This is a genomic window from Alicyclobacillus sp. TC (assembly GCF_016804365.1).
Lineage (GTDB): Bacteria > Bacillota > Bacilli > Alicyclobacillales > Alicyclobacillaceae > Alicyclobacillus_I > Alicyclobacillus_I tolerans.
This window is the reverse complement of the sequence record NZ_CP044434.1, coordinates 833,281-858,875: the sequence shown is the minus strand read 5'-3', so window position 1 is coordinate 858,875 and position 25,595 is coordinate 833,281. Positions and strand designations below refer to the sequence as shown.

The 25,595-nt window shown below is 45.0% G+C and carries 23 protein-coding genes and 1 pseudogene; 7 read left to right on the top strand and 17 right to left on the bottom strand.

Annotation, left to right across the window (positions count from 1 at the left end):
- Window positions 1-4 precede the first annotated feature (4 nt).
- Complete coding sequence (locus tag FY534_RS04080; RefSeq protein WP_203115262.1) at window positions 5-409, top strand: phosphotransferase family protein; 405 nt, start codon at window positions 5-7, stop codon at window positions 407-409.
- Here FY534_RS04080 and hemZ read toward each other — a convergent pair.
- The 6 genes and pseudogenes from hemZ to msrA all read right to left on the bottom strand — a co-directional run.
- A complete protein-coding gene (gene hemZ, locus FY534_RS04075; RefSeq protein ID WP_203115261.1) occupies window positions 364-1,935 on the bottom strand; it encodes a coproporphyrinogen dehydrogenase HemZ in 1,572 nt (523 codons plus the stop codon). The two genes, FY534_RS04080 and hemZ, sit on opposite strands and share 46 nt — an antisense overlap.
- Before the next feature lie 33 nt (window positions 1,936-1,968).
- Window positions 1,969-2,883: a homoserine O-acetyltransferase MetA gene (gene metA / locus FY534_RS04070; RefSeq protein ID WP_072874299.1), complete on the bottom strand. Its 915-nt coding sequence runs from the start codon at window positions 2,881-2,883 to the stop codon at window positions 1,969-1,971.
- Between the two features lie 31 nt (window positions 2,884-2,914).
- Complete coding sequence (locus tag FY534_RS04065; protein ID WP_203115260.1) at window positions 2,915-4,381, bottom strand: amidase; 1,467 nt, start codon at window positions 4,379-4,381, stop codon at window positions 2,915-2,917.
- Window positions 4,382-4,456: 75 nt separating this feature from the next.
- Window positions 4,457-5,887 carry an amino acid permease gene (locus tag FY534_RS04060; RefSeq protein ID WP_203115259.1) on the bottom strand — a complete coding sequence of 477 codons (1,431 nt, stop codon included), beginning with the start codon at window positions 5,885-5,887 and terminating at the stop codon, window positions 4,457-4,459.
- 102 nt (window positions 5,888-5,989) lie between these two features.
- Window positions 5,990-7,435, bottom strand: a complete 1,446-nt coding sequence (locus tag FY534_RS04055) for an MFS transporter (protein WP_238413655.1) — start codon at window positions 7,433-7,435, stop codon at window positions 5,990-5,992.
- Between the two features lie 16 nt (window positions 7,436-7,451).
- Window positions 7,452-7,969 (bottom strand): annotated as a pseudogene (gene msrA / locus FY534_RS04050) (peptide-methionine (S)-S-oxide reductase MsrA); the annotation flags it as partial.
- A 147-nt stretch (window positions 7,970-8,116) separates the two neighbouring features.
- Here msrA and FY534_RS04045 point away from each other — a divergent pair.
- Window positions 8,117-9,898, top strand: coding sequence for a M3 family oligoendopeptidase (locus tag FY534_RS04045; RefSeq protein ID WP_238413654.1), 1,782 nt, complete (start codon window positions 8,117-8,119; stop codon window positions 9,896-9,898).
- Here FY534_RS04045 and FY534_RS04040 read toward each other — a convergent pair.
- The 9 genes from FY534_RS04040 to FY534_RS04000 form a co-directional block, all read right to left on the bottom strand.
- Window positions 9,862-10,134 (bottom strand): GIY-YIG nuclease family protein, encoded by a 273-nt coding sequence (locus FY534_RS04040; RefSeq protein ID WP_203115257.1) that lies wholly within the window; start codon window positions 10,132-10,134, stop codon window positions 9,862-9,864. The genes FY534_RS04045 and FY534_RS04040 overlap by 37 nt on opposite strands.
- A gap of 56 nt (window positions 10,135-10,190) precedes the next feature.
- Window positions 10,191-11,888, bottom strand: coding sequence for an aspartate 4-decarboxylase (gene aspD / locus FY534_RS04035; protein WP_238413653.1), 1,698 nt, complete (start codon window positions 11,886-11,888; stop codon window positions 10,191-10,193).
- Between the two features lie 146 nt (window positions 11,889-12,034).
- Complete coding sequence (locus FY534_RS04030) at window positions 12,035-13,267, bottom strand: prenyltransferase/squalene oxidase repeat-containing protein (protein ID WP_203115256.1); 1,233 nt, start codon at window positions 13,265-13,267, stop codon at window positions 12,035-12,037.
- A gap of 21 nt (window positions 13,268-13,288) precedes the next feature.
- Window positions 13,289-14,047, bottom strand: coding sequence for an ECF transporter S component (locus FY534_RS04025; RefSeq protein WP_072874304.1), 759 nt, complete (start codon window positions 14,045-14,047; stop codon window positions 13,289-13,291).
- Window positions 14,029-15,750, bottom strand: coding sequence for an ABC transporter ATP-binding protein (locus FY534_RS04020; protein WP_072874305.1), 1,722 nt, complete (start codon window positions 15,748-15,750; stop codon window positions 14,029-14,031). Before FY534_RS04020 ends, FY534_RS04025 begins: the two co-directional genes overlap by 19 nt.
- Window positions 15,747-16,682, bottom strand: a complete 936-nt coding sequence (locus FY534_RS04015; RefSeq protein ID WP_072874306.1) for an energy-coupling factor transporter transmembrane component T family protein — start codon at window positions 16,680-16,682, stop codon at window positions 15,747-15,749. The genes FY534_RS04020 and FY534_RS04015 overlap by 4 nt, the downstream gene beginning before the upstream one ends.
- Window positions 16,679-17,491 carry a DUF4430 domain-containing protein gene (locus FY534_RS04010; RefSeq protein WP_072874307.1) on the bottom strand — a complete coding sequence of 271 codons (813 nt, stop codon included), beginning with the start codon at window positions 17,489-17,491 and terminating at the stop codon, window positions 16,679-16,681. Before FY534_RS04010 ends, FY534_RS04015 begins: the two co-directional genes overlap by 4 nt.
- A gap of 217 nt (window positions 17,492-17,708) precedes the next feature.
- Window positions 17,709-17,846, bottom strand: coding sequence for a hypothetical protein (locus tag FY534_RS04005; protein ID WP_165611988.1), 138 nt, complete (start codon window positions 17,844-17,846; stop codon window positions 17,709-17,711).
- A 134-nt stretch (window positions 17,847-17,980) separates the two neighbouring features.
- The gene (locus tag FY534_RS04000) at window positions 17,981-18,352 is read right to left on the bottom strand and encodes a hypothetical protein (RefSeq protein ID WP_072874308.1); all 372 of its coding nucleotides are present in this window, start codon (window positions 18,350-18,352) and stop codon (window positions 17,981-17,983) included.
- Window positions 18,353-18,486: 134 nt separating this feature from the next.
- Here FY534_RS04000 and msrB point away from each other — a divergent pair, with 134 nt between their 5' ends.
- Window positions 18,487-18,924, top strand: a complete 438-nt coding sequence (gene msrB / locus FY534_RS03995) for a peptide-methionine (R)-S-oxide reductase MsrB (protein WP_072874309.1) — start codon at window positions 18,487-18,489, stop codon at window positions 18,922-18,924.
- Between the two features lie 47 nt (window positions 18,925-18,971).
- Here the strand turns inward: msrB and FY534_RS03990 are convergent, their stop codons facing one another.
- Complete coding sequence (locus FY534_RS03990; protein ID WP_072874310.1) at window positions 18,972-20,093, bottom strand: hypothetical protein; 1,122 nt, start codon at window positions 20,091-20,093, stop codon at window positions 18,972-18,974.
- A gap of 137 nt (window positions 20,094-20,230) precedes the next feature.
- Here FY534_RS03990 and FY534_RS03985 point away from each other — a divergent pair, with 137 nt between their 5' ends.
- The 3 genes from FY534_RS03985 to aceA all read left to right on the top strand — a co-directional run bounded on the left by FY534_RS03985 (window position 20,231) and on the right by aceA (window position 23,991).
- Window positions 20,231-22,273 (top strand): S9 family peptidase, encoded by a 2,043-nt coding sequence (locus FY534_RS03985; RefSeq protein ID WP_072874347.1) that lies wholly within the window; start codon window positions 20,231-20,233, stop codon window positions 22,271-22,273.
- 153 nt (window positions 22,274-22,426) lie between these two features.
- Window positions 22,427-22,630: a hypothetical protein gene (locus FY534_RS03980; protein WP_072874311.1), complete on the top strand. Its 204-nt coding sequence runs from the start codon at window positions 22,427-22,429 to the stop codon at window positions 22,628-22,630.
- A gap of 80 nt (window positions 22,631-22,710) precedes the next feature.
- Window positions 22,711-23,991, top strand: a complete 1,281-nt coding sequence (aceA, locus tag FY534_RS03975) for an isocitrate lyase (RefSeq protein WP_072874312.1) — start codon at window positions 22,711-22,713, stop codon at window positions 23,989-23,991.
- Between the two features lie 85 nt (window positions 23,992-24,076).
- On the opposite strand, the gene FY534_RS03970 is transcribed toward aceA, so the two are convergent.
- Entirely contained in the window at window positions 24,077-24,997 is a 921-nt protein-coding gene (locus FY534_RS03970; RefSeq protein ID WP_072874313.1) for a DMT family transporter, read from the bottom strand.
- Between the two features lie 172 nt (window positions 24,998-25,169).
- On the opposite strand from FY534_RS03970, the gene FY534_RS03965 reads away from it, so the two are divergent.
- A complete protein-coding gene (locus FY534_RS03965) occupies window positions 25,170-25,475 on the top strand; it encodes a LysM peptidoglycan-binding domain-containing protein (RefSeq protein ID WP_072874314.1) in 306 nt (101 codons plus the stop codon).
- Window positions 25,476-25,595: the final 120 nt, after the last annotated feature.

The following is a 25,595-nucleotide window of genomic DNA, read 5'->3' as shown; positions in this document are numbered from 1 at the left end:
ATGGTTGAATCAACCTCGTCTCTGGTCGTACATTAATGAAACTTATCAGGGGCGGACAACTTGGACACATGGAGATCTTCACCGTGCAAACTGGGTACATAGCAGGCGGGGATGGTTGTTGATTGACTGGGCATATGCGTATGTCAGCACGCCATATCGGGATATGGCGATGTTACTTTCGGAAGCTGCCAACCTTCATGCAGCCTGCTCTCTGTGGTCTAACTATGTTACGAATATGAAAGAAGCAGGCTGGAAGCTAGAAGAAAAGTTCTTTCTGCTTAGTTTGGTCGATCACGTTGTAATGATGATAGGCTTTTTACACCTTACAGAAAACGATCCAGCAAAAAATGAAAAAATGCAGCATTACATGTCATTGTTAATGGAACTAGCAAAAGCGGCCGCTGAATGATGCGTGTTCTTGTCCCATATTTTTCGAAACTGAGTCATCTTGCGGACAATGACTTCATCTATGGTCTGCACATAAGTATGGGGATCGCGTGGATTAGCAAACCGTCCTGTTACTTTGCCATCCGATGGCCGAACCCATTTGCTTACAGCTCCTCCACCAATGCCAAGAATGGTTTGTTTCTCCTCCATAATCAACACATTATAAGGACTCTCTTTACCTGCACGTGCCATTCCTACATTTTCAATATGTCCAAGGATATCTCGTTGTCGATAAAGATAGTACGGATGATAAGCGGCTTGACGCAAACTGTGCATGGCTTCATTCATCATCTCTTGAACCACAGAATCTGTTGGAATGGAATATTTTTCTTTTTCTTCACGTACTGCTGCACTTCTTTTAAAAGCGAGCGCATGCACCGTTATGGCTTCAGGCTGGAGAGCGAGTGTTCGTTCGAGCGTATATTGAACATCGGCCAATGTTTCACTCGGCAGACCCAGTATGAGATCCATATTAATATTGTCAAAACCTGCTTCTCTTGCCGCGTAAAAACGATGGTCAACCATGTGTGGTGTATGACCCCGTTGAATCAAGCGAAGTGTCTGCTCCCTATATGTCTGAGGATTGATGCTAATACGGTTGACACCATATTGACGCAAAACTCGCAGTCTATCCGGCGTTATTGTATCAGGACGACCCGCTTCGACTGTGAATTCCCTCCATTGACCATAGCCAGGAATCCATCGGCGAATCGAATCCAGCAATTTTTCTAATTCCAAAGCGCGAAGACTTGTCGGTGTACCCCCGCCAAGATAGACTGTTGTAACAGGAATGCGGTATTCTTTCAGCAAATTGGCAATAGCCTTCAATTCTTTTTGCATAGCAGCCAGAAAATCGTTTACGTAATACGCTTTGTCGGCCATTGAGTAAGCTGGAAATGTACAGTAAGCGCAATGTGTTGGACAAAATGGAATCCCAATATAAAGACTGACTTCACCTGATAAACGATATAAATCTGGAACAACTGCTAATTCCCGCTGAGCAACTTCTACAGCGAGTTGAGCTCGAGATGATGAAACGCCATAATCATCTTGTAATTGATTGACAATCCGTTGTGTATCCCACTCTTGCTGCAACAATTGATGGACTATTTTGATAGGTCGAATGCCTTCTAAAATGCCCCACGGCAATGAATGTTGCAATCCTTCTTCGAGCAGCCGATAGACCAACAATAGATACGCTCTCTTTATCTTCTTTTCTTTATCTTTCGTTTGCAAATGAGCAGGCAATGAACATCGAATTTCTTTTTGAATCTTATTTTCTGCGCCGAATAAACTTCCTTGTATATGAATCAACTGATTTTCCATTTGAGAAGAAAGGGATAGCAACCAATCCCCTTCTATGAACCGTTCCTCTATAGAATGTCGGAGAGTACAGTGCTGTATTTCAGCCAGAGGAAGAAAGCGATGAATGCATCTCTCTATCAGCTCTTGACCAATATCTTCCTGCCTGGCAAGCCAAACTTTCAAAACGGTATCCCCCTTCTCACCTTATGCTCACTTTTAGTGCAAACTGGATAAATCGTAAGGGGTTTGCTGATAAACGTAATAATTGAGCCAGTTAGAGAAAAGTAAATATGCGTGTGAACGCCAGTTGTGCAGAGGCGTTTGTGAAGGATCGTCATTCGGAAAATAATTTTTAGGCAATGGCACTTGCAATTGACGCTCAATATCACGATGATATTCTTCCGCTAGTGTCTCCCGATCATATTCCGAGTGGCCGGTGACAAAAATTTGTTGTCCATCTTCCGTAGCTACAATGTAAACGCCTGCTTCTTTAGATTTTGAAATCAACTGTAATTCTGGACAAGCTAAAACATCTTTTTCATCCACAGTAGAATGGCGTGAATGGGGCGCTAAAAATCCTTCGTCAAATCCTCTGACAAGAGGAATGTCCAGACAAATTTCATGAGTAAATACACCAAACATTTTTTCTGCAAGCGGACGCTTGGCAATACCATAATGATGATATAACCCTGCTTGCGCACCCCAGCAGATATGAATGGTGGATGTAACGTGCTGACGGGACCAATCCAAAATGCGAGTCAATTCCGGCCAATAGGCAACTTCTTCAAACGGCAAATGTTCTATTGGCGCTCCCGTGACTATCATGCCATCGAAATTTTGTCTCTCAATATCGCGAAAAGTCGTATAGAACGCTTGCAAGTGTTCAGTTGACGTATTCTTTGCTTGATGCGTCTCCATTCTAAGCAGAGTGATTTCCACCTGCAAAGGTGTATTGCCGAGCAAACGCAGAAGTTGCGTCTCAGCAGTCTCTTTAATAGGCATAAGATTGAGAATCAAAATTTTTAACGGTCTGATATCTTGATGGAAGGCCCGTTGCTCGTCCATCACAAATACATGCTCTTGTTCCAGAACACGTTTAGCCGGTAAGCCTTCAGGCAATTTGATGGGCATGAACGCACCTTCCTTTCCAAATCAAAGTTTTTCAATTCTCTGAGCGATACGAAAGCTTTGGTGCTTGTCGATGCAGCGTTGCTTGTTCATAAGCATAGGCAAGCTGCAATAGGCGCGCCTCAGAAAACGCACAACCTGTAAAGGTCAAACCCCAAGGCATCCCTTCATCATCATAGCCAGCCGGAACTGTGACAGAAGGATACCCCGCTTTAGCGGCAATGGACGATGCAAAATATCCAGGCGAGACTAGAGCATCCAGAGAATGTTCTGCCATCAGGCGATCGAGATTTTGTTGTCTTGACCAATGTAAATCGCGTCTACGCGCGTTTAAATACTCCGCATCTGTGAGCGTACCGCTTGTAGCTTCGGCACGCAATAACATCTGTTGACCAAATTTTAAAAGACGCTCTGGATCTTTTTCATTAAATCGAATGACATCTTGAAGAGAACGGATAGACACATGATGGGGCAACTCTTTCAAATAGGCGTTCAACGCTGACTTAAATTCATAAATCAGTACTTCGTAGCCCGCATCTCCCTCTTCCGGATCTATCAACTCCAAATCTTCTATGACAATGGCGCCTTGTTTACGCAATACGTCAAACGCCGCCTGCATAAGTTGATTTTGAGAATCGTTCAATTGACTGAAAAACTGCTTGACAACACCAATCCTTGCTCTATTCAAGCCCTCAGGTGTAAGACCTGCCGTGTAATCATCCAATATTTGACCTTGAGAGGTCAACGTAGCAGCATCATCGGGATCGACACCTGCGATAACATTCAGCAATAGCGCAGCGTCTCGTACAGTGCGTGTCATTGGTCCCGCAGTATCTTGACTGTATGCAATCGGAATAATGCCTCGCCGACTGACCAACCCCACAGTGGGTTTGATACCTACCAAACTGTTTTGGCTGGAAGGACTTAAAATAGAACCGGAAGTTTCTGTACCAATTGCCGCTGTAGCAAAATCCGCAGCAATGGCTGATCCCGATCCGGCACTCGACCCACCCACATCGAGGCGTCCGGGTCCATAAGGATTGAGCGTCTGGCCCCCTCGCGAACTATAACCATTCGGCATATGATCTGCCATAAAATTAGCCCATTCTGTCAAATTGGTTTTGCCGAGCAGAATTGCTCCTGCAGCACGCAATTTGCGAACCAAAAATGCATCATATCCTGCATACGATTTTGCTAATGCCATACTTCCCGCACTGGTATGCATGGCATCAGCCGTATTGATATTGTCTTTAATAAGTACAGGGATGCCGTGTAATGGCCCGCGTGGCCCCGTCCTGTGACGCTCCCTGTCCATCGCCTCGGCAAGAAATAAAGCGTCCGGATTGATTTCAATGACTGCAGCCAATGACGCTCCTTGTTGATTGTTCTCAGCGATTTTCCGCATATATTCAAGGGTTAACTCAACAGCGCTGAATTCTCCCTTTTGCATTGACTGTTGTAATTCTTCAATGGATTGTTGATCCATGGAAACTTGACTCATCATTGTCCCTCCTAAGTTCATCCGCAAACTGTTTTACTATCGCGAATGTTCTGTAGGGATTACGCCATCTATGACCTAGCTTCCTGCACTCTTTTGAATCTTTTTGCGAACAAACCAATAAGCGATGGTAAGCAATAGATAAATAGCAGCAAACGCATAAAATGCGATTCGCTGTGATGGCTGAAACAAAGCGTAAATCGTCAATGCCACAATGAGAGCGAGACATACATAGGACGAGACAGGCGCACCGAAGGCTAGCTTGGAAACTTGAAAGGATTGGCTGGCAGAGCGTAAACGAGAGCGCCAACTGATAAAAGTGAGCAACATAACAAACCAATAGAAAAAAGTCATGAAACTGGACGCACTGATTAAAAACTGATACACATTAGACGGCAGAGCATAAGCAAGAATCAGCGAAAGCGCAATTCCAATCGCTGTAGCGAGTAGAGCCCCATATTGAACTCCGCGTTGATTTTGAATCTTAACAAAACGCGGCGCTTCATTTGTCTCGCCAAGACTGTACAAAATCTGCATGGAAGAAAAAACGGCGCCTGCCATGACGCTAAATGAGGCGATTAGAATGGCAGCATTGAAAATGTCAGCTAGCCAAATTGTACCGTGGCGCTGCAAAGTCAACACAAATGGACTAATCGATGTATTGACACTTTGTGTCGGTTCAAACCAAATAACAAAGCCCACGGCCACAATGTAAAGTACCGTCAGGATGAGAATAGTAAGAATTGCAGATAACTCGACATCCCGACCACGCGGTGTTTTGACAGCTGCAGTAGCAAAGACACCTATCCCCGCATAAGCAAAGACGACAATCAACATGGACTGCATAAGTCCCGTAAAACCGTGTGTAAAGAAAGTCTCCGATGAAGAAAGGAAAGCTGCTGGATGCGGCATCCCTGTTAATAAACCACTGATTAAAAGAACAGCAAAAAGAATAAAACCGACCAAAGCCGCAATCTTTACAACAGACATAAAAGACTCAACGCGATCGAAATTCCTTACACCAAACGCATTAATGATAAGAATAATAATGGAATATATGGAGGCAGTCAGCCACTCTGCAATATGGGGTAGCCATATATGGGTAAATACAGCCATAGCTACAGCTTCACTGGCAATCGTCAATACACTCGTCAAGTAATAAATCCATCCCTGCAAATAGCCAGCATAGGAACCAAGATAACGATCGGCATAAACTTTGAATGAGCCTTCTTCAGGCTCCTTGACAGCAATCGAAGTAAGAGCGCCTGTCACTTGAGCGGTAAGAATTCCACCAATAAGAAATGCAATCAAAACAGATGGTCCTGCTAAACGAATGGGTACGCCGCAGCCAAGAAAAAAACCTGCGCCAATAATACCCCCGATACCAATCAGCGTCAGCATAGGGACACCAGGTGCTTTTTCCGGTTTTACATCATGATGATGGTGCAGGGATGGTGTATTTGAAATAATTGGACGCCAACTTGCCCTTTTGCCTCCGCTGCTCTGCATAGCGATTCCTCCCTCGCTGTCAGGGCAAAGAGAAAACACTGTTTATCCCTTTGAACCTGCTTGACATCAGAAGGTAGTATGCAGCATGCTTCACCACTTCATTCAGCGAGCCTCAGCAGAGGAAAGTTTTTGGTTGCGAGCGCCCGCTCTGGTGATGGAAAAGAGCGCTCCTAGCACGCATACTGCACTAGCCGACCAAAAGACAGTGTGCAATGCGGCAAGGAAATCCATCGGCTGGCTAATTTGCGCACCAACAGGCACGATTTTCCCAGTCATTTGGTGTAGTCGCCAACTGAGCAGTGAAACAGAAAGCGTGATGCCAAGAATCATACCAATATTGCGGACCAATGCGTTCAGTCCACCTGCCGTTCCTAAGCGTTCTCTCGGAACAGCTCCCATGACGCTTGAATTATTGGGAGATTGGAACATCCCTTGACCCAAGCCGAACATTGCTAACAAGAGAGCGACTGATATGGCTCGTTCATACAAGCCAAGCGTATTCAACAAGGCAAAACCCAACGCATTGACACAAAGTCCTCCTGTGGTTAAAAAGAGTGGGCCGATCCGGTCAGAAAGCCAACCAGAAAATGGCGCGACGAAAGCCATCGTCAACGGATACGCTGCCATAGTGTAGCCTGTTACACGCGTATCCAAATGAAGCACACCTTCCAGATAAAATGGCATTAACACATTTGTACAAAACAAAGAGACAAAGGAAAGTAACGCAGCAATACTTCCTGCCCGAAACGCATTGATTTTATAGAGTCGCAAATCGACAACTGGCTGGCTAGCACGCAATTGCCGCCATACAAAAAGCACCCAGGCCACAATAGATATAAAAAATCCAAGCAGTGTCAACTCACTACCCCAGCCCCATGTGTCAGCATTGGAGACCGTGTAAAGCAGTGAAATAATTGCAATCATAAAGAGCATAGAACCTGCCCAATCAAAATAGTTCGTTTCCAGTTGACGTTTGGTTTGTCTGCGAAATGTCTGTGTCCCCACGAGAAAACCAAGGACTCCAATGGGTACATTAATCCAAAAAATAGAAGACCATCCAAAAGCAGCAATTAAAATACCACCAAGAGCTGGACCGGTCAATGAACCAACAGAAACCATAGCCCCTGTCACCCCCAGCGCTCTTCCCCGCTCACTGCCTGGAAAAGTAGCGGAGACAATCGCTTGGCTGTTAGCCATGAGAAGCGAAGCTCCAAAGGCCTGAAGTATGCGTGACAATATGAGCCAAACATAGGAGCCAGATAACGCACAAAGAGCTGAACCCATGGCAAACACTAGAAAACCGAAATTGTACAGTCTGCCTCGGCCAAACATATCTGCCAATTTGCCAACAATGGGCAACCATGCGCAAATCGTCAACAGATACGCTGTGACAACCCACTGAATCTCCTGCAAGTGCACATGCAAAGCATGTGACATGGTAGGCAAAGCTACATTGGCTATACTCCCATCAAGAGTTGCCATAAATGTTCCTACACACACATTTGCTAGAATAAACCATTTATTTTTCCATATCGATGTTTCATTCAACTGACTTTGAACCTCCCCAATGGCGTTCTGTAAAATCTGCGCGTCCAGAAGCTCGGTGGTACCGCTCATAATGCAAAGGTTGTTTCTGATAATAGTTCTGATGGTAATCCTCAGCTAAATAAAATGGCTTAGCCGGAAGTATAGGAGTAACAATAGGTTTGTCAAAGCGACCACTTGCAGCCAATTCGTTTTTGGACTGTATCGCTTCCTGACGTTGCTCTTCTGTGAAATAGAAAATCGCCGTCTGATAGGAAGAACCGCGATCGTAAAACTGCCCCCCGCATCAGTAGGATCAATTTGTCTCCAAAAAATATTCAGCAATTCTTGATAAGATATTTTTTCCGGGTCATACGTGATACGGACAGCTTCCACATGTCCTGTCTTTTCACTACAAACTTGTTCATAAGTGGGATTGGGTACGTCACCACCCGTGTACCCTGATTCAACTCGCAGTACCCCTGGCCATGTATCAAACGGCTTTACCATACACCAGAAACATCCACCCGCAAAAATAGCGATTTCTTGTCGATTCATTTGGATGACCTCCCCATCAATGTTCTATACAATAGATCTCTATAGAAAGCCCAGTCCCTTATTTTACACTAGTTTATATTTTATCACTTTTCCTTATAGCCCAAATTCCATGTCTTTCGATATACTGACTCTTGGAGGTGGGATGAAATGTCGGATATGTCCATGATGCGTTGGGATTTGCAAAGCGTATTTCCTGGAGACAGCAACTCTCCAGAAATTACACATTTCATGGAAGAAACACGGAAACATTTGCAATTTCTTGAAGAGGGAATGAAAACGGATTCTTTGCTGCACGTCATCCAAAAACTTCAGAATTGTGGCGCACGCTTACATGAAGTCGGGTCTTACCTTTCCTGCTTGGTATCAGCAGATGTTAAGGACGAAAAAGCCAAACAGCTGCAAACACGTCTCTACGAATTAGATGCCCTTTATCAAAAGCTGCTGATTCAATTGGATGCGCATCTTTTGCGTTTGGATGCCACACAATTAGAAACTATTCTCAAAGCTCCTGAGATGGATGAATTCCGGTTCTGGCTTAACGAACGCGCGCGCCGGGCTAAAGACAAATTACCAGCCGAAATGGAAGATTTGGCAGTGCAACTTGGTATCGACGGTTACCGTTCCTGGGGGGATTTATACAATATTTTAGTTGGACGTATGTCTATAACATTACATAAAGACGGAAAAACGGAACAACTATCCATGGGTCAGGCGTTTAATCGCATGTCTTCACAAAATCGCCAAGAACGGGAAACTATTTTCCAAATTTGGGAAGATACTTGGGCTAAAGAAGCCGATTTGTTTCAGCCTACTTTGAATCATATAGCAGGTTATCGTCTAGCACTCTACCGTGCCAGAGGTTGGTCTTCGCCGCTTTCTGAACCGCTGCTTATCAATCGAATGAGTCAGGAAACCTTGGAAGCCATGTGGGATACCGTTGAGCGAAATAAACCTCTACTACTGGAATATTTAAAAGAAAAAGCACGGCTTCTTGGCGTAGATGCACCTTCATGGTGTGACGTGGATGCACCGCTTGGTCAAATGGAACAACGCTTTTCTTACCAAGAAGCCAGGGATTTAATCGTCGAGCAATTCAGCCGTTTCAATCCTGAAATGGGGAAATTCGCTTCCCAATGTTTTGAAAAACGTTGGATTGAAGCCGAGGATAGACCCGGCAAGCGTCCAGGTGGTTTTTGTACCAGCTTTCCCATCAGTCAAGAGACGCGCATTTTCATGACCTTTTCTGGATCGGCGGGAAACGTCTCTACGCTAGCGCATGAACTCGGTCATGCCTTTCATCAGCACGTTATGCGTGGACTTCCGTATTACCAAACTCGCTATGCTATGAATGTTGCTGAGACAGCCTCTACATTTGCAGAAGCGATTGTCTCTGATGCAACTATGCAAGAAGCAAGTGACCCGAAACAACGCTTAATTCTTCTAGCAGATAAGGTCGATCGCGGTGTTGTTATGTTCATGAACATACACGCGCGATTCTTGTTTGAAACACGTTTTTATGAAGAGAGAAAGCGCGGCATGCTTGGTGTCCAGGATTTGAACGAATTGATGACTCAAGCGCAAAAAGACGCTTTCCATAACGCTTTATCTAGTTACCATCCACATTTTTGGGCATCCAAATTACATTTTTATATTACGGGAACACCGTTCTACAATTTCCCTTACACTTTTGGTTACCTCTTTAGCACAGGTATTTATGCGCGAGCGAAAGCCGAAGGTCTTTCCTTTGGCAATAAATATGTGACCCTGCTTCGAGATACAGGTCGTATGAATGTAGAGAATTTAGCAAAACAGCATCTGGGCGTCGATTTGACCCAAAGCGACTTTTGGCAAGAAGCCGCAAACGCAGTAATGGCTGATGTGAAAACATTTCTTCAAGAATCTTCAGCCTTCTCACCAAGTGACTTGTGATACTGAAGCCAAGCTTCTGCCATAGCGGCTTTTTCAGCATGTGATAAGCGTTTGAGCGCATATTCCCGCGACAAGGCCGCCGACTTGTGTAAACTCGGTTCACTATACACCAAGTGCACAGGTCGACGGCTACGCGTATATTTGGCTCCTTTGGCACTTGAATTGTGAGCTTTTACTCGTTGCATCAGATGGGTTGTCACACCAGTATAATACGAACCATCATTACACTTCACCATATAAACAAAATACACTTTTGCTAAGGCCCTCGCTTTGCAAACTCAAGTTAGGAAACTTATGAAGATGGTAAGCCATTTGGCGATTCTTGTCCCCGCCACGCCGCAACGTACGATTCCAGAGCTTGATGAAGATATTTACCGATGTCTGAGTAAGCCTCATCATTCAGATTGGCAAGAGAAACACGTATCGACCATTTGGGTCCGGCAAAGCCTCCACCGTTGAGTAAAACGATAGCGGATTGCTCAGCAAGACGAAAGAGTATATCCACAGGTTCATAATGGGCAGCAAGGAATTCAAAAAAAGCGTCTCCATAGTGATGCTTTGCCCATACTTCCAGATCGAACTCTGTATAGTAATCCGCACAGTACGCTAAATTCGGTTGCGGCAATCCTAAACCTTCGTAAAGAAGCGCCATTCGATGTCGACAGATATCACGTGTCTGCTGTTTATAACGCTGCCCATCTTCCGTTAGCGCAAACCACGTAAACATAGCCATTTGTATCTGCTGAGGCGTGGATAATCCAGCCGTATGGTTGAGGGCAACTTCACGACTGTCAGCTACCAGCCGTTCCATAACACTTAATTTTTCCGGATGTTGAGTCAACGAACGATAACGATTGGCAAGTTCTTCTTGAATCTGATCCGGTAAATCACCCAATTTATCATTCAAAACGTGATCGGGATGAATGGCAATAACTCCAAGACGCCATCCGGTGACACCAAAATATTTGGAAAGCGAATACACTCCAATCGTATTGCGGGGCAACTTGGCAAGCAATGAACAATACTCGTCGACAAACGTAGCGTAGACATCGTCACTGATAATGATCAATTCTCGGTTGTGCTGATGAATGATTTGGGCAATTTCATCTATGCATTGCGGACTCATAGCAACAGATGGCGGATTGCTTGGATTGACGAGAAAAAGCGCTTTGACAGAAGGGTCTTTGAGTTTATCTAATTCCTCTTTTGGATATTGCCAAGTATGTTCTCCACGATTATCAATCCCACTGGCATAAAGATTGATTACATGAAAGTTGTATTTATGCAATTCTGGAATTTCCACATAAGGCGGGAAAATCGGAACTGCAATAGCAATCTTATCGCCGCGATTCAACAAATGATTCTCCAAAAGTGTATTAAACAGGTAACACATGGCAGCTGTTGCACCTTCGACAGCAAATAGTTCAAAGTTGCTGGAGGGGGACTGATTCTGACAAATTTCCCGAATCAGAAAGTCATGGACAACTTTTTCCGTATACGTCAGCATCCGATCAGGCTCGGGATAGTTATCGCCAATGATGCCATCAACAAGTTCAAATACCCAGTCATCCGGTGGAAAACCACGTGAATTGCCGTACTCAACAAACGAACGCAACCATTTGGAAGTTTCATCCGTCTCATGATTATTTAAAAATATATGCATGCGTTCAGCAATTCCTTGTTTCGATGGCTTACCCGCCAAATGTCCTGCACTCCAAACACGCTTGCTTTCTTCTAGAGCAAAGTTGCCAAGCATGAAGAACATCTCACGAGGTGTGGCTGCAATCCAATTAGGATTTCCACGACCAGCATTGAGCAAAGTCGCCGCGCCCTGTTTGCTTTTCTCAGAAGCAAGACGAATCAACTCATTCTTAAATTCAAATGGACTAATGGCTTCAAAGGAACGTTCCATTTTGCGGCGATCATCTAAACTCAGATGTTGCCGCAAATGATTCTCTAATTTAACTTGTCCTGGCCCTTGAGCGTTCAAAAACCGATACCTCCCTGCAGATTACCTGCTGCTAGTATCGGCTACAATTTTTACAGGTATGTACCATTTCCGCGCGACCATCAAGGCTGCCGCGCGGAAGCTGCTTTCTCTCATTAAGAATGATACATTTTTCTGACTGCTAAGTATCAGGATAGATGAGAAATATAGACCGCATCCGCACCAAATGTAGCAGACAAGGCTTGTTTGGCGAGTTGATAATTCCAAGCTTCCCATACAGGATGGCCATCTACTGTTTCCCATAAGCCGCCATGTTTGGCAACGTTTTGCCAGTAGGGATTCAATTCATTCAGATAAGTACCTGCAGCAGCTACATCCCTCAACTGCATAAAAGGAATCCAATGATGATTGATCCAAGCACCACCCTTGACTTCAATAGAGTGCCAGTAATGATTCAATGAAGTTAAATGAGGTGCGCGTAGACGTTGGAACACAGATTCACCCGTTACACTGGCAGCCAAGCCAAAAATGGCATCACGCGTAGAATAGCCATTGACTCCTGAATATTCGCCACTGCTCATATAACGAAAACCACCAGATTTTACATCGTAAAGTGACATTAAGTTATCTAAGGGTGAATGACCATTTACCGTCCATGCTGTAGGACGAATGCCTACGCTGGCAAGAGCATCCATAACCGTTCCATCAGAGTCTGCATCTGTAAATTGGGAACTGCTTTGATAGAGAAAACCACCATTCGACTGCTGAAGTGAACGCTCGTATTGCAACGCCTTCGCTATAGCTGGAGATTTTGCTGTCAGTCCCAGAGAACTAAGCGCAGCAATCACATAAGCTGTATCGTTGGAATCGCTCGCTACTCCTGTTGCATAGCCGAAACCACCATCTTTATTTTGCTGTGCGAGCAACCACGTCTCAGCAAGTTTAGGATTCCATTCTGTATTCCCAGCGTCCTCAAGTGCGATGATGGCCAGCGCCTGATTCGTCACACTGCCTGTGACAGTGCCTTTATTGTCATCCGCAAAATAACCTGCATTTTTACCGCTTAAGATTTGTCGGCTAGCCAATACATGCACCAAATTGACATGATGCACCTGATGCGGATCACGATGAGTAGCAAGCATGCTCAAAATCACTTTAACAAGCGTTCCTGTACTAGCAGACGCAGACAAGTCTTTGGCTGGCCATGTAGGCGAAGCAACCATATGTCCTGCTGCAAAATCAGCAATTTTGGTCCAATTCACCAAGCTGTTTGCTTGAGTCGAGTTCATGTAAGCAACAGCCGACGCCTCAGCTTCTGCTACAGTTGGTTGAGTATTGTTGTTGGCTGCATACACTGTCATGGGCGCGACTAAGAGACTAGCGGCTAAGAATCCTGTGCCAAAACGAAGAATATGTTTCACTTGTAAAACCCCTCTCGTTATTTATTTCATAGATTGCGAAGTTTCTTGCGAGGTTTCCTGGACAGAGCGATTTGAAATCGTCTTTGCCTCCATGCGCTGTTTGTAGCGTTCCATCAAGCGAAAAACGGGTTTCCCAGCCACAAGCACTAGACCTGCTGTAACCCCTGCATGTGTTGTGTCGAAAGGAAAAAAACTACTCATACAGGCCAGAAGATAAGTGTGCCAATTCAAGTGCTGTTCGCCTATCACGTATTGAATATCCATAAACCAGCCAAATCCATACGCTCCAAGGACGGCAACTGGAATTAATCCCCAGACAGGAAAGCGAATCCAAAATTTGCGAATCAGCCCAGCTAAAAGTCCTATCCCACCCCAAGCAACCATCTGCCAGGGTGTCCATATTCCTTCACCCAAGATTAAATTTGAACCGATTGCGGTCAATGCTCCAACTGCAGCGCCGACTGTCGGTCCGAAACTGAAACCAGACATGAGAATAAGAAACGTAGCTGGCTGAACATCTGGAATCCCCTGCACACTATCTCGTCCTACCGAAGCAATCGCCGCCAATGTAGCGATTACGGTCAACAGCCGGGCATCCTGCAGTTTTCTTTGCATGGTCAAAATGCCTGCATAGCCAGCCAAACCGAGTACAGCCAAGGCTATCCAATACCAGGCCCACCCATGCAAACTACCATAAATCAACACCACTAAGGCTACTAACAGACTCGCACATATCTGCAGCATTTCAAGACGACGCAGGTTTAACATGGACTCTTGCATAGGGTCCACCCCCGGAGTCCGGCATCTTTCCAGGTAAACACCTCGTCATCCACTCCCCGAAAAGCTCGTGCCAGCACCGGAGCATAAAGCATCGCCTGACTCATCCAGCGGCGTGGATTATCGACGACGACAGCCTGTCCACTGTCTATAAAGACTACCTCATCTGCCCATTCTGCCACAAGTTCCAAATCGTGCGTTGCCATACATACTGTACCATCCCATCTAGTTAACTCGTCAAGAAGCCAAATCCTTGTATCTGCATCCAGACCGCGTGTGGGTTCATCGAGCAACAACAAACGTGGTTTCAGCAATAAAGTCAAGCTGATCGACAGGCGCAATTGCTCTCCACCTGATAAATCTTGCGGGGATCGATGACGTTCTGCAAGCAAATGGACTTGCTTAAGCATTTGAACAAGCCGTTCTTCCGTCAAAGGTTGATTGAATCGGCGAAAGACTCGGCGAAATTCTTCCTCAACACTCTCTTCAAACAGCCATTGAGCTGGATTCTGAGGCAAATAGGCAATGTCTTTTAGTATCATTCGCTTTCCCTTGCGCATATGGGTTGCCAACAAACTTCCCTTTGCTTTTCCGGAATGCACAAACAACATGCCTGCAAGAAGTCGCAGTATACTGGATTTGCCCGATCCGTTTGGACCTATTAAACAAATTTTGCTCTGCTCCTTGAGGGAAAGCGACAACTCCTGCAATACTAATTTTTCCGCTAGAGGATAATAGGCGTTGACATTTTGCAACTCGACCAACCCTTGAACCGGATCGACTTTCGCCGTCCCTTGCTTGCTGAAATCAATGCACCGTTTGTCAATCTGCTTATCTTCCGAACTGATTTTCGCTGAATCTCCAGCGGTTTTCTGCCTCATCCCATGGAGCAATTTCTGACGCATGTCCTGAACAGAAAGAGGCGCTTCTAATGGTGATGTTTCTGAACAAAGCGGGTATTGCGCCGTGATCGGCAAAAAAATGGGATTGTGCTGTCGCCACCATGCCACGGCCTCACAAGCAGCTCCATGCCAAACCATGGAACCCTGTTCAAGAATAACAACCTGACCAGCATAAGGATAGATGGACTGACTCTGATGCTCGGTCATCACCACAGTCATTCCCCATTCTAACTGGAACTGATGAATCATCTGCAAAATACTCTGAGCAGCAGCAGGATCGACCTGGGATGTAGGTTCATCGAGCAACAAAATTTTAGGATGATGGGCGATGGCAGCGGCCAACGCGACCCGCTGGCGCATACCTCCGGATAATTCAGCAAGCGGTTTGTCGCGCAAGTGTAAAATACCCATCATTTCCAATACTTCAGTGACCCGCCAGTGCATTTGAGATGGATGAAATCCTAAATTTTCCATCGTGAATGCAACTTCCTGGGCAACGTGCTGATAGACAGATTGAGCTTCTGGTTGTTGATGTACATAACCAACCAAGCGTGTATGTTCAATTGGGTCGATGCCGATGAGGGAATGGCCAAAGAAAGACACCGTTCCTACAACCTCCCCACCATAAAAACGAGGCAGGGCACCACTGAGTATTTTGAGAAAGGTTGATTTTCCACTGCCATTCTTTCCTTGTATGTAAACCCACTCTCCCGCCTCCACTTGCCAGTTCTCTATAGAGAGAGCAGGTTGTAGTTGATTGGGGTAAGTATAAAGCAGTTGACCAATATCGATTGCGAAGCTCAATCACCATTTCCCCTCTTCTGTATATCAAGTCTCCCTTTTCTAACATCTCCCCAAAAGCTCGAGAATAAGGTGAAGAGAAACATAAGCAATGATGTCCACTCGCAGAATCTTTTAAAGGAATTTAAGGAAATCCAATCGGGTTTGATGATAGAAAGATTCAGTAAGGCATATCCGTAAACGAGCATAATCGCTATCAAAAGACTTACACGCAGCCCATCAGATTTGTGAAAACGCATACGCAAGTAACGGCTGCTCTGACCTATTCCATAGCCACGCACCATCATGGTTTCAGAAAGTTTCCAGGATCGCTCGAGCGCACGTGAGAGCAACATTCGCAAGGCAACGCCCACTTTCAACACTGCAGCCAGAAAAGCGTTTTGTCGCTGTTTGCTGGGAAAAAGCCGATCTTGAAACGACAGCCACTCACGAATCTGCTGGTACTCATCCATCACCATTGGCAACATATTGAAAAGAAGTGAAAGCAGAATACGCAAACGAGCCCATGAATGAGGCAGCCAATGTTGAATATCTTCCGGCTTCACAACTAGAGCCAAAGTCGTCATGGATAGTAGCGCTGTCAGATAACGAAGAGTCTGCAGTATCCCAGCGTATAAGCCTTCCGGAGTTAAACGCAACTCCCAGCCTCCCCACAGACGTCCACTCGTCCAAATCAAAGGGGCAAACGGTGTACCTGCATCAGCGAATATCTGTACAATCGCATATACAATAGCCAGAATCCATAAATAACGCCAGGATAATAAAGAACGTCGTGTACGGGATTGCTGCAGAAAGAATAAGCAGCCCGATACACCCCATAAAAAAATCATTTGCCAGAGAGAAGTAATTGAAAAAATCAAAAAAAGCCAAGCTATTGCCAAACAGAGATAAACATACGGATGAGGTTGGCGAATTATTATTGGTCTCTGATTCATCCTTGACCTGTGGCAGGATTCCATTTGTGATAATCCCATACATCGACATCTCCAGCTTTAGGAATAATCTGGAGAGCACCTACGGGCGCTTCCTGACCATTGATATATAAAAACCAGTCGTAAGGTTTACGCTGACTCACAGGTACACCCGTCCATTGCGAACGAATGCCGTTAATGGAGACTACAAATCCGCCTCCATAAGCGGTTTGTACTTGAAAATTCTGCTCGGTATATTGCATCAGATTCTCGTCAGGGACAATAGGGATCTCTTTTTGAGCGATGACATGTTCAAACTTACTCACAATCAATGTGAATTCGCCATATGGATGCGATTGCTCTGAACTTGACGAGCTTTGTTCGGGTGTTGATGTATGTTGGGTAGCAGAAACTGAGGAAGCCCCTGAAATTGAGCTTGAATCTGAACCTGAACGGGTTGAAACAGAGTTCTTACTTTTCTGTTGTTGAGTGGAATTTTGATTGGATCCGACGACAGATGAGTTGCTAAGCGAACTTATAGTCGTTGCATGATGCTTAACGTTTACCTGCTTTTGAGCTGCCTTCGACACACGTTTGGTATCAAACCTAGCATTTGTGGTGCTACGACTATGCAAAGAAGCATGTTTTTCAGGAGATGGGTCAGAAAGCTGAGGCGAGGATGACTGGGCAGAAATTTGACCCACTTTCTGTAACCATGCGGAAGAAACGGGTGACGTTTCTTTAGACTGATGCTCACTGGTATATACACCTACGCCGATTGATGCAGCAGCAATGAACAAAGGAACCAGCCGCAGCCATTGAACGCCCCGCATGTCCCATCCTCCTTCAAAGTTTCTTTCTAGGCTTTTTTTATCTACCATTAAAATCCACCGTGGCCACTACCCATACCTAAAGGCAGGGGCTTCTCAGAACACGCATGACGCAACCGCCTACGTTACGTTCTGAAGGCTCAGTTCGGGCCAAAAGCAACATAAAAAATGAGCCCAAGAGGGCCCAAAACGCGCATGGCGCTCCCTGCACTGCTCAATGTCAATGAGAAGTGTGAGGATGATGAAAACTTTCATCAGATTCTTCCTTGCGAATTTCGTGAATCATATTGATAAAATAGGTTCCCAGCACAGCCACACTCACTGCCAAACCAATATACCAAGGAATATATTCGTACATAAGGATCCACTCCTTTATCTATTAAACATTCATGCGATGTCTACTACTTAGTATACTATTTTATTCAGCCTTATTGGCCAGGAAAATTCTTCGCAATTATTACCGATTATCAACAACTACTCTAAAAATGCAGATCAAACAGCATTAAATAGTATACGCTTTTGAATTTCTGCTGGATAAAGCAAATCTTTTCTATCATGAGCAAGCGCATCCAATGCGGCTACAAAAGCGTCACCATTGCCTTCCAGAAAAGGGTTTGGCATAACGTAAGCCTGTTGACCGTCAAAATAGGCAAGTTCAGCGTCTCCTGAAAAGCGCACACCATCCAGAGCACCCCAAATGATTAAAAACTCTCCATCCATATGAGTTTTTTCTTGAAACCATTGACTCAACGTTTGACAGACTTCGTTAGCATCCTCAGAATGAAAACCATTTTCCCACATCGTCGTTGTATAACCGTGATCGGCCAAAAAACGAGCAAAACCAGCCATCCATTCTAAACTCAAGTTTATCCCATCCGTTTCTGTTCAATTTACACACCAAATCGCTACTCCTGTGCTATTCGCTTCATTGAAGCCGCTTCGTCCAAGTGCCATAATAAAGGCAGTCAACACCCTTACGAAACGAAAGGCGGGAAAATATGGATCGTCCAACCCTTAAACAACGCTTGACACCACTTCAATACGCTGTCACTCAAGAGAACGCCACGGAGCCCCCGTTTCGCAATGAATTCTGGAATCATCACGCGGAAGGAATTTACGTTGACATCGTCAGTGGTGAACCGCTTTTTTCTTCACTAGACAAATTTGACTCAGCTTGTGGTTGGCCAAGTTTCAGTCAACCTATTGATAAAAATTGTCTGATGGAAAAAACAGACCTCAGTCATGGCATGATTCGAACGGAAGTGCGCAGCAAGAATGCAGACAGCCATCTCGGCCACGTTTTTGAAGACGGCCCTCTAGACAAAGGCGGTCTGCGTTACTGTATTAATTCTGCTGCTTTACGATTCATACCGAAAGATAAACTAGAGGAAGAAGGCTACGGCTCTTATCTCAAACTATTTGAGAACCGTTCTTAATCCATCTCCTCTGATTTGCCGCTCCCCATCGCAAAAACAAGGGTAGCTTAAGATTCATGATCTTTGTCGAGCGTTTGGGTGGCGGATGCCTCTTGCACGAGACTTCGTGAACTGCGTTTAGAGACAATCTGCATAGCTTCCACAAATTTGTTTACATCTGCCTGTAACTCTTCACATTGTTTTTCAAGCAGCGCCTGTTCCTTTTGCAATCGACGAATCTCCTGCTCACGCAATTCCAGCCGATTTTCAAGTTCTCCGCGCTCTCTGCGCAATCTGACGATTTCTCCACCTTCATCAATGATTTCAACAGATTGGAGATATTCAATCAATTGTTGTTTGCTAATTCGCTTATCCACCGAGGATAACGGACGCTCCTCGATCTTCTCCACAGTAGTCTCCTCATGGACAACGGGCGTTGACGGCGGCGGAGAAACAAAAACATTTTTCGCTGAAGCATTCGGCAATGTATATTCATCTTCATCTTCACGCGTAAAAAACGGTTTAATGACAGATTGCCACCTTGTTTTAGCAGCTTGAGCCCTCTTGGATAGCCATTGGATATCCAACCCCGGACGAGATGTCCACTTGCCAAGCAGAGATGCGCCTGTGGAAGGTTCTCGTTCCTCAGTGATATCATTTAAAGTAAAGGTACCACTAGCCAGAAAGTCGACCAGTTTGACAACACAAGCTGCATGAAAAGGTCCATCGAGATCGAGCCGAGCACAATCGGGACAGATTAAATCATCTATCTTTTCAAGAAAACTATCTCGGAAATAAATGGTTCTTGGTAATTCTAAAACAGGTACATCTTTTTGTGTGCTGGCCAAAATTAATTTTCTTTGCGCCACCAAACGTTCTGCCGCCAATTCCACTGCATAAGGATGCATGGATTGACCCATCTGATCCATTTTTACAAGCATTTCATCCAGACGAATTTGAGCATTGCATGTTTCCTGCAAATGAGTTTCCATCACTTGCAAGACCAAAGACTCCGCTTCTTCTTCCGAATCAGGCCAATTGGACAAGACAAAAGATTGCGGTCGACGTTGACTGGCAATAAACTGTTTCGCTTCCTCCACACTAACTTCACTACGGTATTCAGTATCAAATAACTGAACCTGATATTCTTCCGCCACCTTGATGGCCTCAAAACCTTTGAGCGTCTGCATGGTATCTCATCCTCACACGCTGTTGTATGTCGAAAGAGTATCACGAAATGCGTTTCTTCACCAATCAAAATCTTAAAAAGAGTATAATGTTGATCATCGGCAACGACTTTGAAACGAAACAAATTGGAGGTTTTCCCATGCAGCCACCACTCGCTCCCCGCCATCCTCAACCGCAAAGGAAACACGGAGATGTGCGGACTGATGATTACTATTGGCTCAATCAGAAAGACAATGATGAAGTTCTACGGTATCTGGAAGCTGAAAACGCTTATTATGACGAAGTTATGCAACCTCTAAACCAACTTTCCGAAAATCTCTACGAGGAATTTATTGCCCGTATCCCAGACGAAGAACAAGCCATCCCAGTGCGTTTTGGCTCTTACTTTTACTCCCGTCGTCAGGCAAAGGACTGGCAATATCCCGTCTATTTTCGCCAAAAGGCTAATCACCGGGCGGATTTGGCTCATTCTACCCCGGAGGTACTGCTCGATTTAAATGTATTAGCTAAACCAGGAGAATATTTGAGTGTGACAGAACGTCGTATTTCTCCCAATCAACAGTATCTGGCCTATTTAGAAAACAGAGACGGTACAGACCGCTATACCTTACGCGTGCGAGATTTAGCCAGCGGGGAATGGCTGAGTGACGAAGTGCCCAATGTGTTTATCAGCGACAGTATAGAATGGGATGCAAGCGGCCAATACCTTTTTTACATAAGTGTGGATGAAAGCCAAAGGCCCTATCAACTATGGCGACATAAGCTCGGAGACAAAGAGGACATACTCATTTATGAAGAAGCGGATATGACCTGCGTCATTAGCCTGAGCCAATCACGTGACGGTCAATATCTCTTTTTGCAGTCGAGCAGCAAGACCACCAGTGAAACACGCTATTTGCATACTCATCAGCCAACTGAAAACTGGACACTGTTCCAAGCCAAACGGCCGAATATCGAATATACCCTGGAACACTGGCAGGGAGATTTTCTCGTCTTAACCAATGAAAATGCTACGAACTTCCGACTTCAAAAATGTCCAACGACCAATCGCCAGCCACTGGAAGATGTTTTTCCCTATGATGAGACACGTTATTTGACAAACGTTTATCCATTTGCTGATGCTCTAGTGCTGGAGGGTCGAGATAACGGATTGACGCAAGTTTGGATCTATGCGCAAGGCGAGTTGCACCGTTTGGAATGGTCTGAAACGGTCTATACCGTTCGTGTACTCGAACAGTACGAATTTCAGACCCATGAACTTTTGCTGCAATACGAATCATTTTTAACACCCAAAACAACGTATGCCGTTCATCTTCAGCAACTTACCAAAGAAGCTTTGCTGGTACAGGAGATACCAGGAAAATTCGATCCTACCCTCTACACACAGCAACGCGAATACGCATACAGCGAAGACGGAACAAAGATTCCCATCTCACTCGTCTATCGCAAGGACGCACTTCATAAGGGACCTGCTCCACTGCTTCTAAACGGCTACGGGTCTTACGGTATTTGTTTTGATCCTGTCTTCCAAGCTCAAAATCTGCCTTTGCTCGATCGCGGTTTGATCATAGCCATTGCACATGTTCGTGGTGGCGGCGAAATGGGGCGTTCCTGGTATGAGTCAGGCAAGCTCCAACAGAAGATGAACACCTTCACTGATTTTATCGACTGCGCCAAACACCTCATCAAAAAAGGTTATACTTCTCCTGAGATATTGGCGGCTCGTGGTGGCAGCGCCGGTGGCCTGCTGATGGGTGCCGTCGCTAATATGGCTGGAGAATTATTTGCTGTCATTGAGGCTGATGTCCCCTTTGTGGATGTAGTAACTACAATGCTGGATCCAACCATTCCACTGACAACATTGGAGTATGACGAATGGGGAAACCCGGAAAATGAAACAGACTATCAATATATGAAGAGCTATAGTCCTTACGATAACGTGAAAGCGAAAGATTATCCCCACCTGCTAGTCACTACAGGTTTGAACGATCCGCGAGTAGGTTATTGGGAGCCGGCAAAATGGGTCGCCAAATTGCGCGTCATGAAGACGGATGAGCACATGATTGCCATGCGTATCCACATGGGAGCTGGACATTTCGGTTCTTCAGGACGTCTGGAAATGTGGAAAGAACGTGCCACACAAATGGCTTTTCTACTCGACAAAATAGGCATTCACGCATAACTGACATCAAAAAAGAGGCGTTGAAAAACACCTCTTTTTTGATGTGCATTTTTTTATATAAAAATTTTTTCACAAACTGTTTTATAACAGTAGAAATTTCAGATCATTTGTTATATTATACAATCATCCGAAAGTGAAGAAAGGAGAATCTTCATGAAAAATATTTATGACGATTATGGATGGATACCTCGACCGTATCAGCCACTGCATCCTGCTGTTCAACTCGGATGGGTGTCTCCAGAATTCCCGGAAAATGAGAACCGTTTTTATTGCTATCGTTGCAATCGTCCTATTTCAACAAGTACATCTGGAGCACTCTATGAATGTGAACGTTGTATGAATTTGTCCAACGAATAAATTTTTTTACCACCACTGTTATACAACAATAATCAATAAGAATAAAAAGTTATATAACAGAAAAAGAGGGAGAGATCAGAATGAGCCAAAGAGAACGGAAAATTGCCCAGTTGACAGAAGAATGGAATACGAACCCACGTTGGAGCGGAATTGCAAGAAATTATCAAGCGACTGACGTGGTTAGATTACAAAGCAGCGTGCGCATTCAACATACACTTGCAGAAATCGGATCGGAAAAATTTTGGAAATTATTGCATCAAGAACACCATATTAAAGCATTGGGAGCGCTGACGGGCAATCAAGCAGTCCAACAAGTTAAAGCTGGCTTGAAAGCCATTTATCTAAGCGGTTGGCAAGTCGCTGCTGATGCGAATCTATCGGGCCATATGTACCCTGATCAAAGTTTATATCCAGCCAACAGTGTTCCCCACGTAGTCAAACGAATTAATCAGGCACTCATGCGCGCTGATGAAATTCAATCTGCAGAAGGTGTAGGTGATATAGACTGGTTTGTGCCGATTGTAGCTGACGCTGAAGCTGGCTTTGGTGGTCCGCTGAATGTGTTTGAACTCATGAAGCAAATGATTGAGGCAGGAGCTTCCGCCGTACACTTTGAAGACCAGCTTTCATCAGAGAAAAAATGTGGGCACATGGGCGGCAAAGTATTGTTGCCGACTTCACAAGCTATCCGCAACTTGACTGCTGCCCGCCTGGCTGCGGATGTTTTGGGTGTACCCACTGTCATTATTGCCCGAACAGACGCAAATGGTGCTCACTTGATAACCAGTGACGTGGATCCAAGAGATCAAGCCTTCTTGACTGGAGAACGTACAGTGGAAGGATTCTTCAGAATGCGTGGAGGCCTGGATGCAGCCATTGCCAGAGGTCTCGCCTATGCACCATACGCTGATATGATATGGTGCGAGACTTCAGAACCTAATTTAGAAGAGGCCAGAGCTTTTGCTGAAGCTATTCACAAGCAATTTCCTGGCAAATTATTAGCATATAATTGTTCTCCGTCCTTTAACTGGAAAAAGAAATTGGACGAAAAGACAATAGCCACCTTCCAAGAACAATTAGGTGATATGGGATATAAATTCCAATTTGTCACTCTGGCTGGATTCCATGCCTTGAACCACAGCATGTTCTCTCTCGCTTATCAATATCGTCAATTTGGCATGGCTGCTTATTCGCAACTTCAGCAAGCAGAGTTTGCAAGTGAAGCAGAAGGATATACCGCTACTCGTCATCAGAGAGAAGTTGGCACAGGATATTTTGATGAAGTAACTCAAGTGATTGCTGGCGGACTCTCCTCCACCACGGCCTTGACCGGATCGACCGAAGAAGAGCAATTTGTGTGAGCCTATCCCTATACAAAATCCTCCTTTTCCCGACCCTCTGTGGGTAAAGGAGGACTTTTTCCTGTATATGGACACCGATGATGATTTAATCCTCCTGACAGGATAAAGAATCTGCAAGTTTTGCCTGGACACGATGTCTTCTTAATGGTTTACGTACAGCAAACAGGAGCATACCTCCTATGACTAAAGCTGTGCCTAACCATTCTGCCCACCCTACAGTCTCATCAAGCGTAAAAAAAGCAATGAGGACCGTGAAGATGGGATTGAGATTGAGAAACATGCCCGCAACGGTTCCGCCCATACGTAAAACGCCAAGATTCCAAAAAACCATAGCCACGACCGTACCGAGCACGGCAGTATATCCTGCTGCATACCAAAAAGCGGGATAAGCAGGCAAATGATATAAACCGGAAGCTGTAAAAGGCAGGCAGACTACGGCTCCTATAGCGGCTGACCAAAAAGTAGCCAGATAAGGAGATACATCGCGCATCGCTTGTCGGCTAAAGACCGCATAAATTCCCCATATGGCGACTGCGAGCAACATCCATAAATCTCCTTGATTGACCTGTAACTGCAACAGTTTCATCAAGCGACCACTCGTAATCACAACGACAACGCCAGCTAAAGAGATAAACATGCCTATCCACTGTAGACCACGCAGTCGCTCACGAAGAAAAAATAATGAAGCCAAAGCTATGGCAAGTGGGTTAAGCGCTGAAAGAAGCCCGACTTGGTCGGCGCTTGTATGCTCAAGTGCCTGATAAGTAAATACATTGAATAACACGACGCCTGTAGCGCTCATGCCCACCAGTGGCAGCCAAGTGGATTTTTGAGGCCAAAACTTGCGTTCTGTTAATCGTATGACAGGCACCAAACAAACCGCGGACAGAAGCCAGCGCAATTCTGTCAGGGTCAAAGCTGATGCATGCCCCACCAAATCTTTACCGGCTACAAAATTTCCCGCCCATAATATACTTGTGACAATCAACAAGATGACTGTTTTCATGATGCCAACTCCTAACCTGTTCCAACCACAGCACTTCGCTATCATCTTTTCGTCCTAAATAGGCCTTTTTGGATTCTCTTCATAGGCATTGATCCCGCTACTCTTTTTGCATATCAGCATAGACTACTGCACGGTCCACGATCTAGCAACAGAAGGGAGTGTCCATCCATTCATGGTACGTTATATGGTTCAAAAGGGCGATACACTCGGTGATATTGCTGTCAAATACGGGACAACCGTGCAAGCTATCGTATCAGCAAACGGTATTCGCAATCCCAATATGATTTATCCCGGACAAATGTTAAAAATACCTTCTCCTCATTACGCAGAGAAAAGCAAGTCCAGTTACAGTCCTATGCACCATTCCATGCATCATTCCATGCACTCGCATTCACATTCCATGCATCCTAGCAAACACTATGAAATGCATGACGAGAAATATCACAGTTCACACAAACACAACGGATACGATTCCTGATGGTAACAGTCCCTCGCATCAGTAAGGGTCTGTCAGAATACCCCATCTTGCAGACGATGCCGACAAGGAAAAAAGCCAGCCAACACCAGATGGCTGGCTGAGCTTTGCTTGTTAGAAATT

Excerpts from the sequence above, each read along its gene's own strand:
- FY534_RS03990 (WP_072874310.1), bottom strand. The coding sequence starts at position 20,093 with ATGCAGACGCTCAAAGGTTTTGAGGCCATCAAGGTGGCGGAAGAATAT.
- FY534_RS04065 (WP_203115260.1), bottom strand. The coding sequence starts at position 4,381 with ATGAGTCAAGTTTCCATGGATCAACAATCCATTGAAGAATTACAACAG.
- FY534_RS04045 (WP_238413654.1), top strand. The coding sequence starts at position 8,117 with ATGTCGGATATGTCCATGATGCGTTGGGATTTGCAAAGCGTATTTCCT.
- FY534_RS04015 (WP_072874306.1), bottom strand. The coding sequence starts at position 16,682 with ATGAATCAGAGACCAATAATAATTCGCCAACCTCATCCGTATGTTTAT.
- metA (WP_072874299.1), bottom strand. The coding sequence starts at position 2,883 with ATGCCCATCAAATTGCCTGAAGGCTTACCGGCTAAACGTGTTCTGGAA.
- FY534_RS03970 (WP_072874313.1), bottom strand. The coding sequence starts at position 24,997 with ATGAAAACAGTCATCTTGTTGATTGTCACAAGTATATTATGGGCGGGA.
- FY534_RS04025 (WP_072874304.1), bottom strand. The coding sequence starts at position 14,047 with ATGCAAGAGTCCATGTTAAACCTGCGTCGTCTTGAAATGCTGCAGATA.
- FY534_RS04005 (WP_165611988.1), bottom strand. The coding sequence starts at position 17,846 with ATGTACGAATATATTCCTTGGTATATTGGTTTGGCAGTGAGTGTGGCT.
- FY534_RS03980 (WP_072874311.1), top strand. The coding sequence starts at position 22,427 with ATGAAAAATATTTATGACGATTATGGATGGATACCTCGACCGTATCAG.
- FY534_RS03985 (WP_072874347.1), top strand. The coding sequence starts at position 20,231 with ATGCAGCCACCACTCGCTCCCCGCCATCCTCAACCGCAAAGGAAACAC.
- FY534_RS04010 (WP_072874307.1), bottom strand. The coding sequence starts at position 17,491 with ATGCGGGGCGTTCAATGGCTGCGGCTGGTTCCTTTGTTCATTGCTGCT.
- msrB (WP_072874309.1), top strand. The coding sequence starts at position 18,487 with ATGGATCGTCCAACCCTTAAACAACGCTTGACACCACTTCAATACGCT.
- FY534_RS04040 (WP_203115257.1), bottom strand. The coding sequence starts at position 10,134 with ATGGTGAAGTGTAATGATGGTTCGTATTATACTGGTGTGACAACCCAT.
- aceA (WP_072874312.1), top strand. The coding sequence starts at position 22,711 with ATGAGCCAAAGAGAACGGAAAATTGCCCAGTTGACAGAAGAATGGAAT.
- FY534_RS04060 (WP_203115259.1), bottom strand. The coding sequence starts at position 5,887 with ATGCAGAGCAGCGGAGGCAAAAGGGCAAGTTGGCGTCCAATTATTTCA.
- FY534_RS03965 (WP_072874314.1), top strand. The coding sequence starts at position 25,170 with ATGGTACGTTATATGGTTCAAAAGGGCGATACACTCGGTGATATTGCT.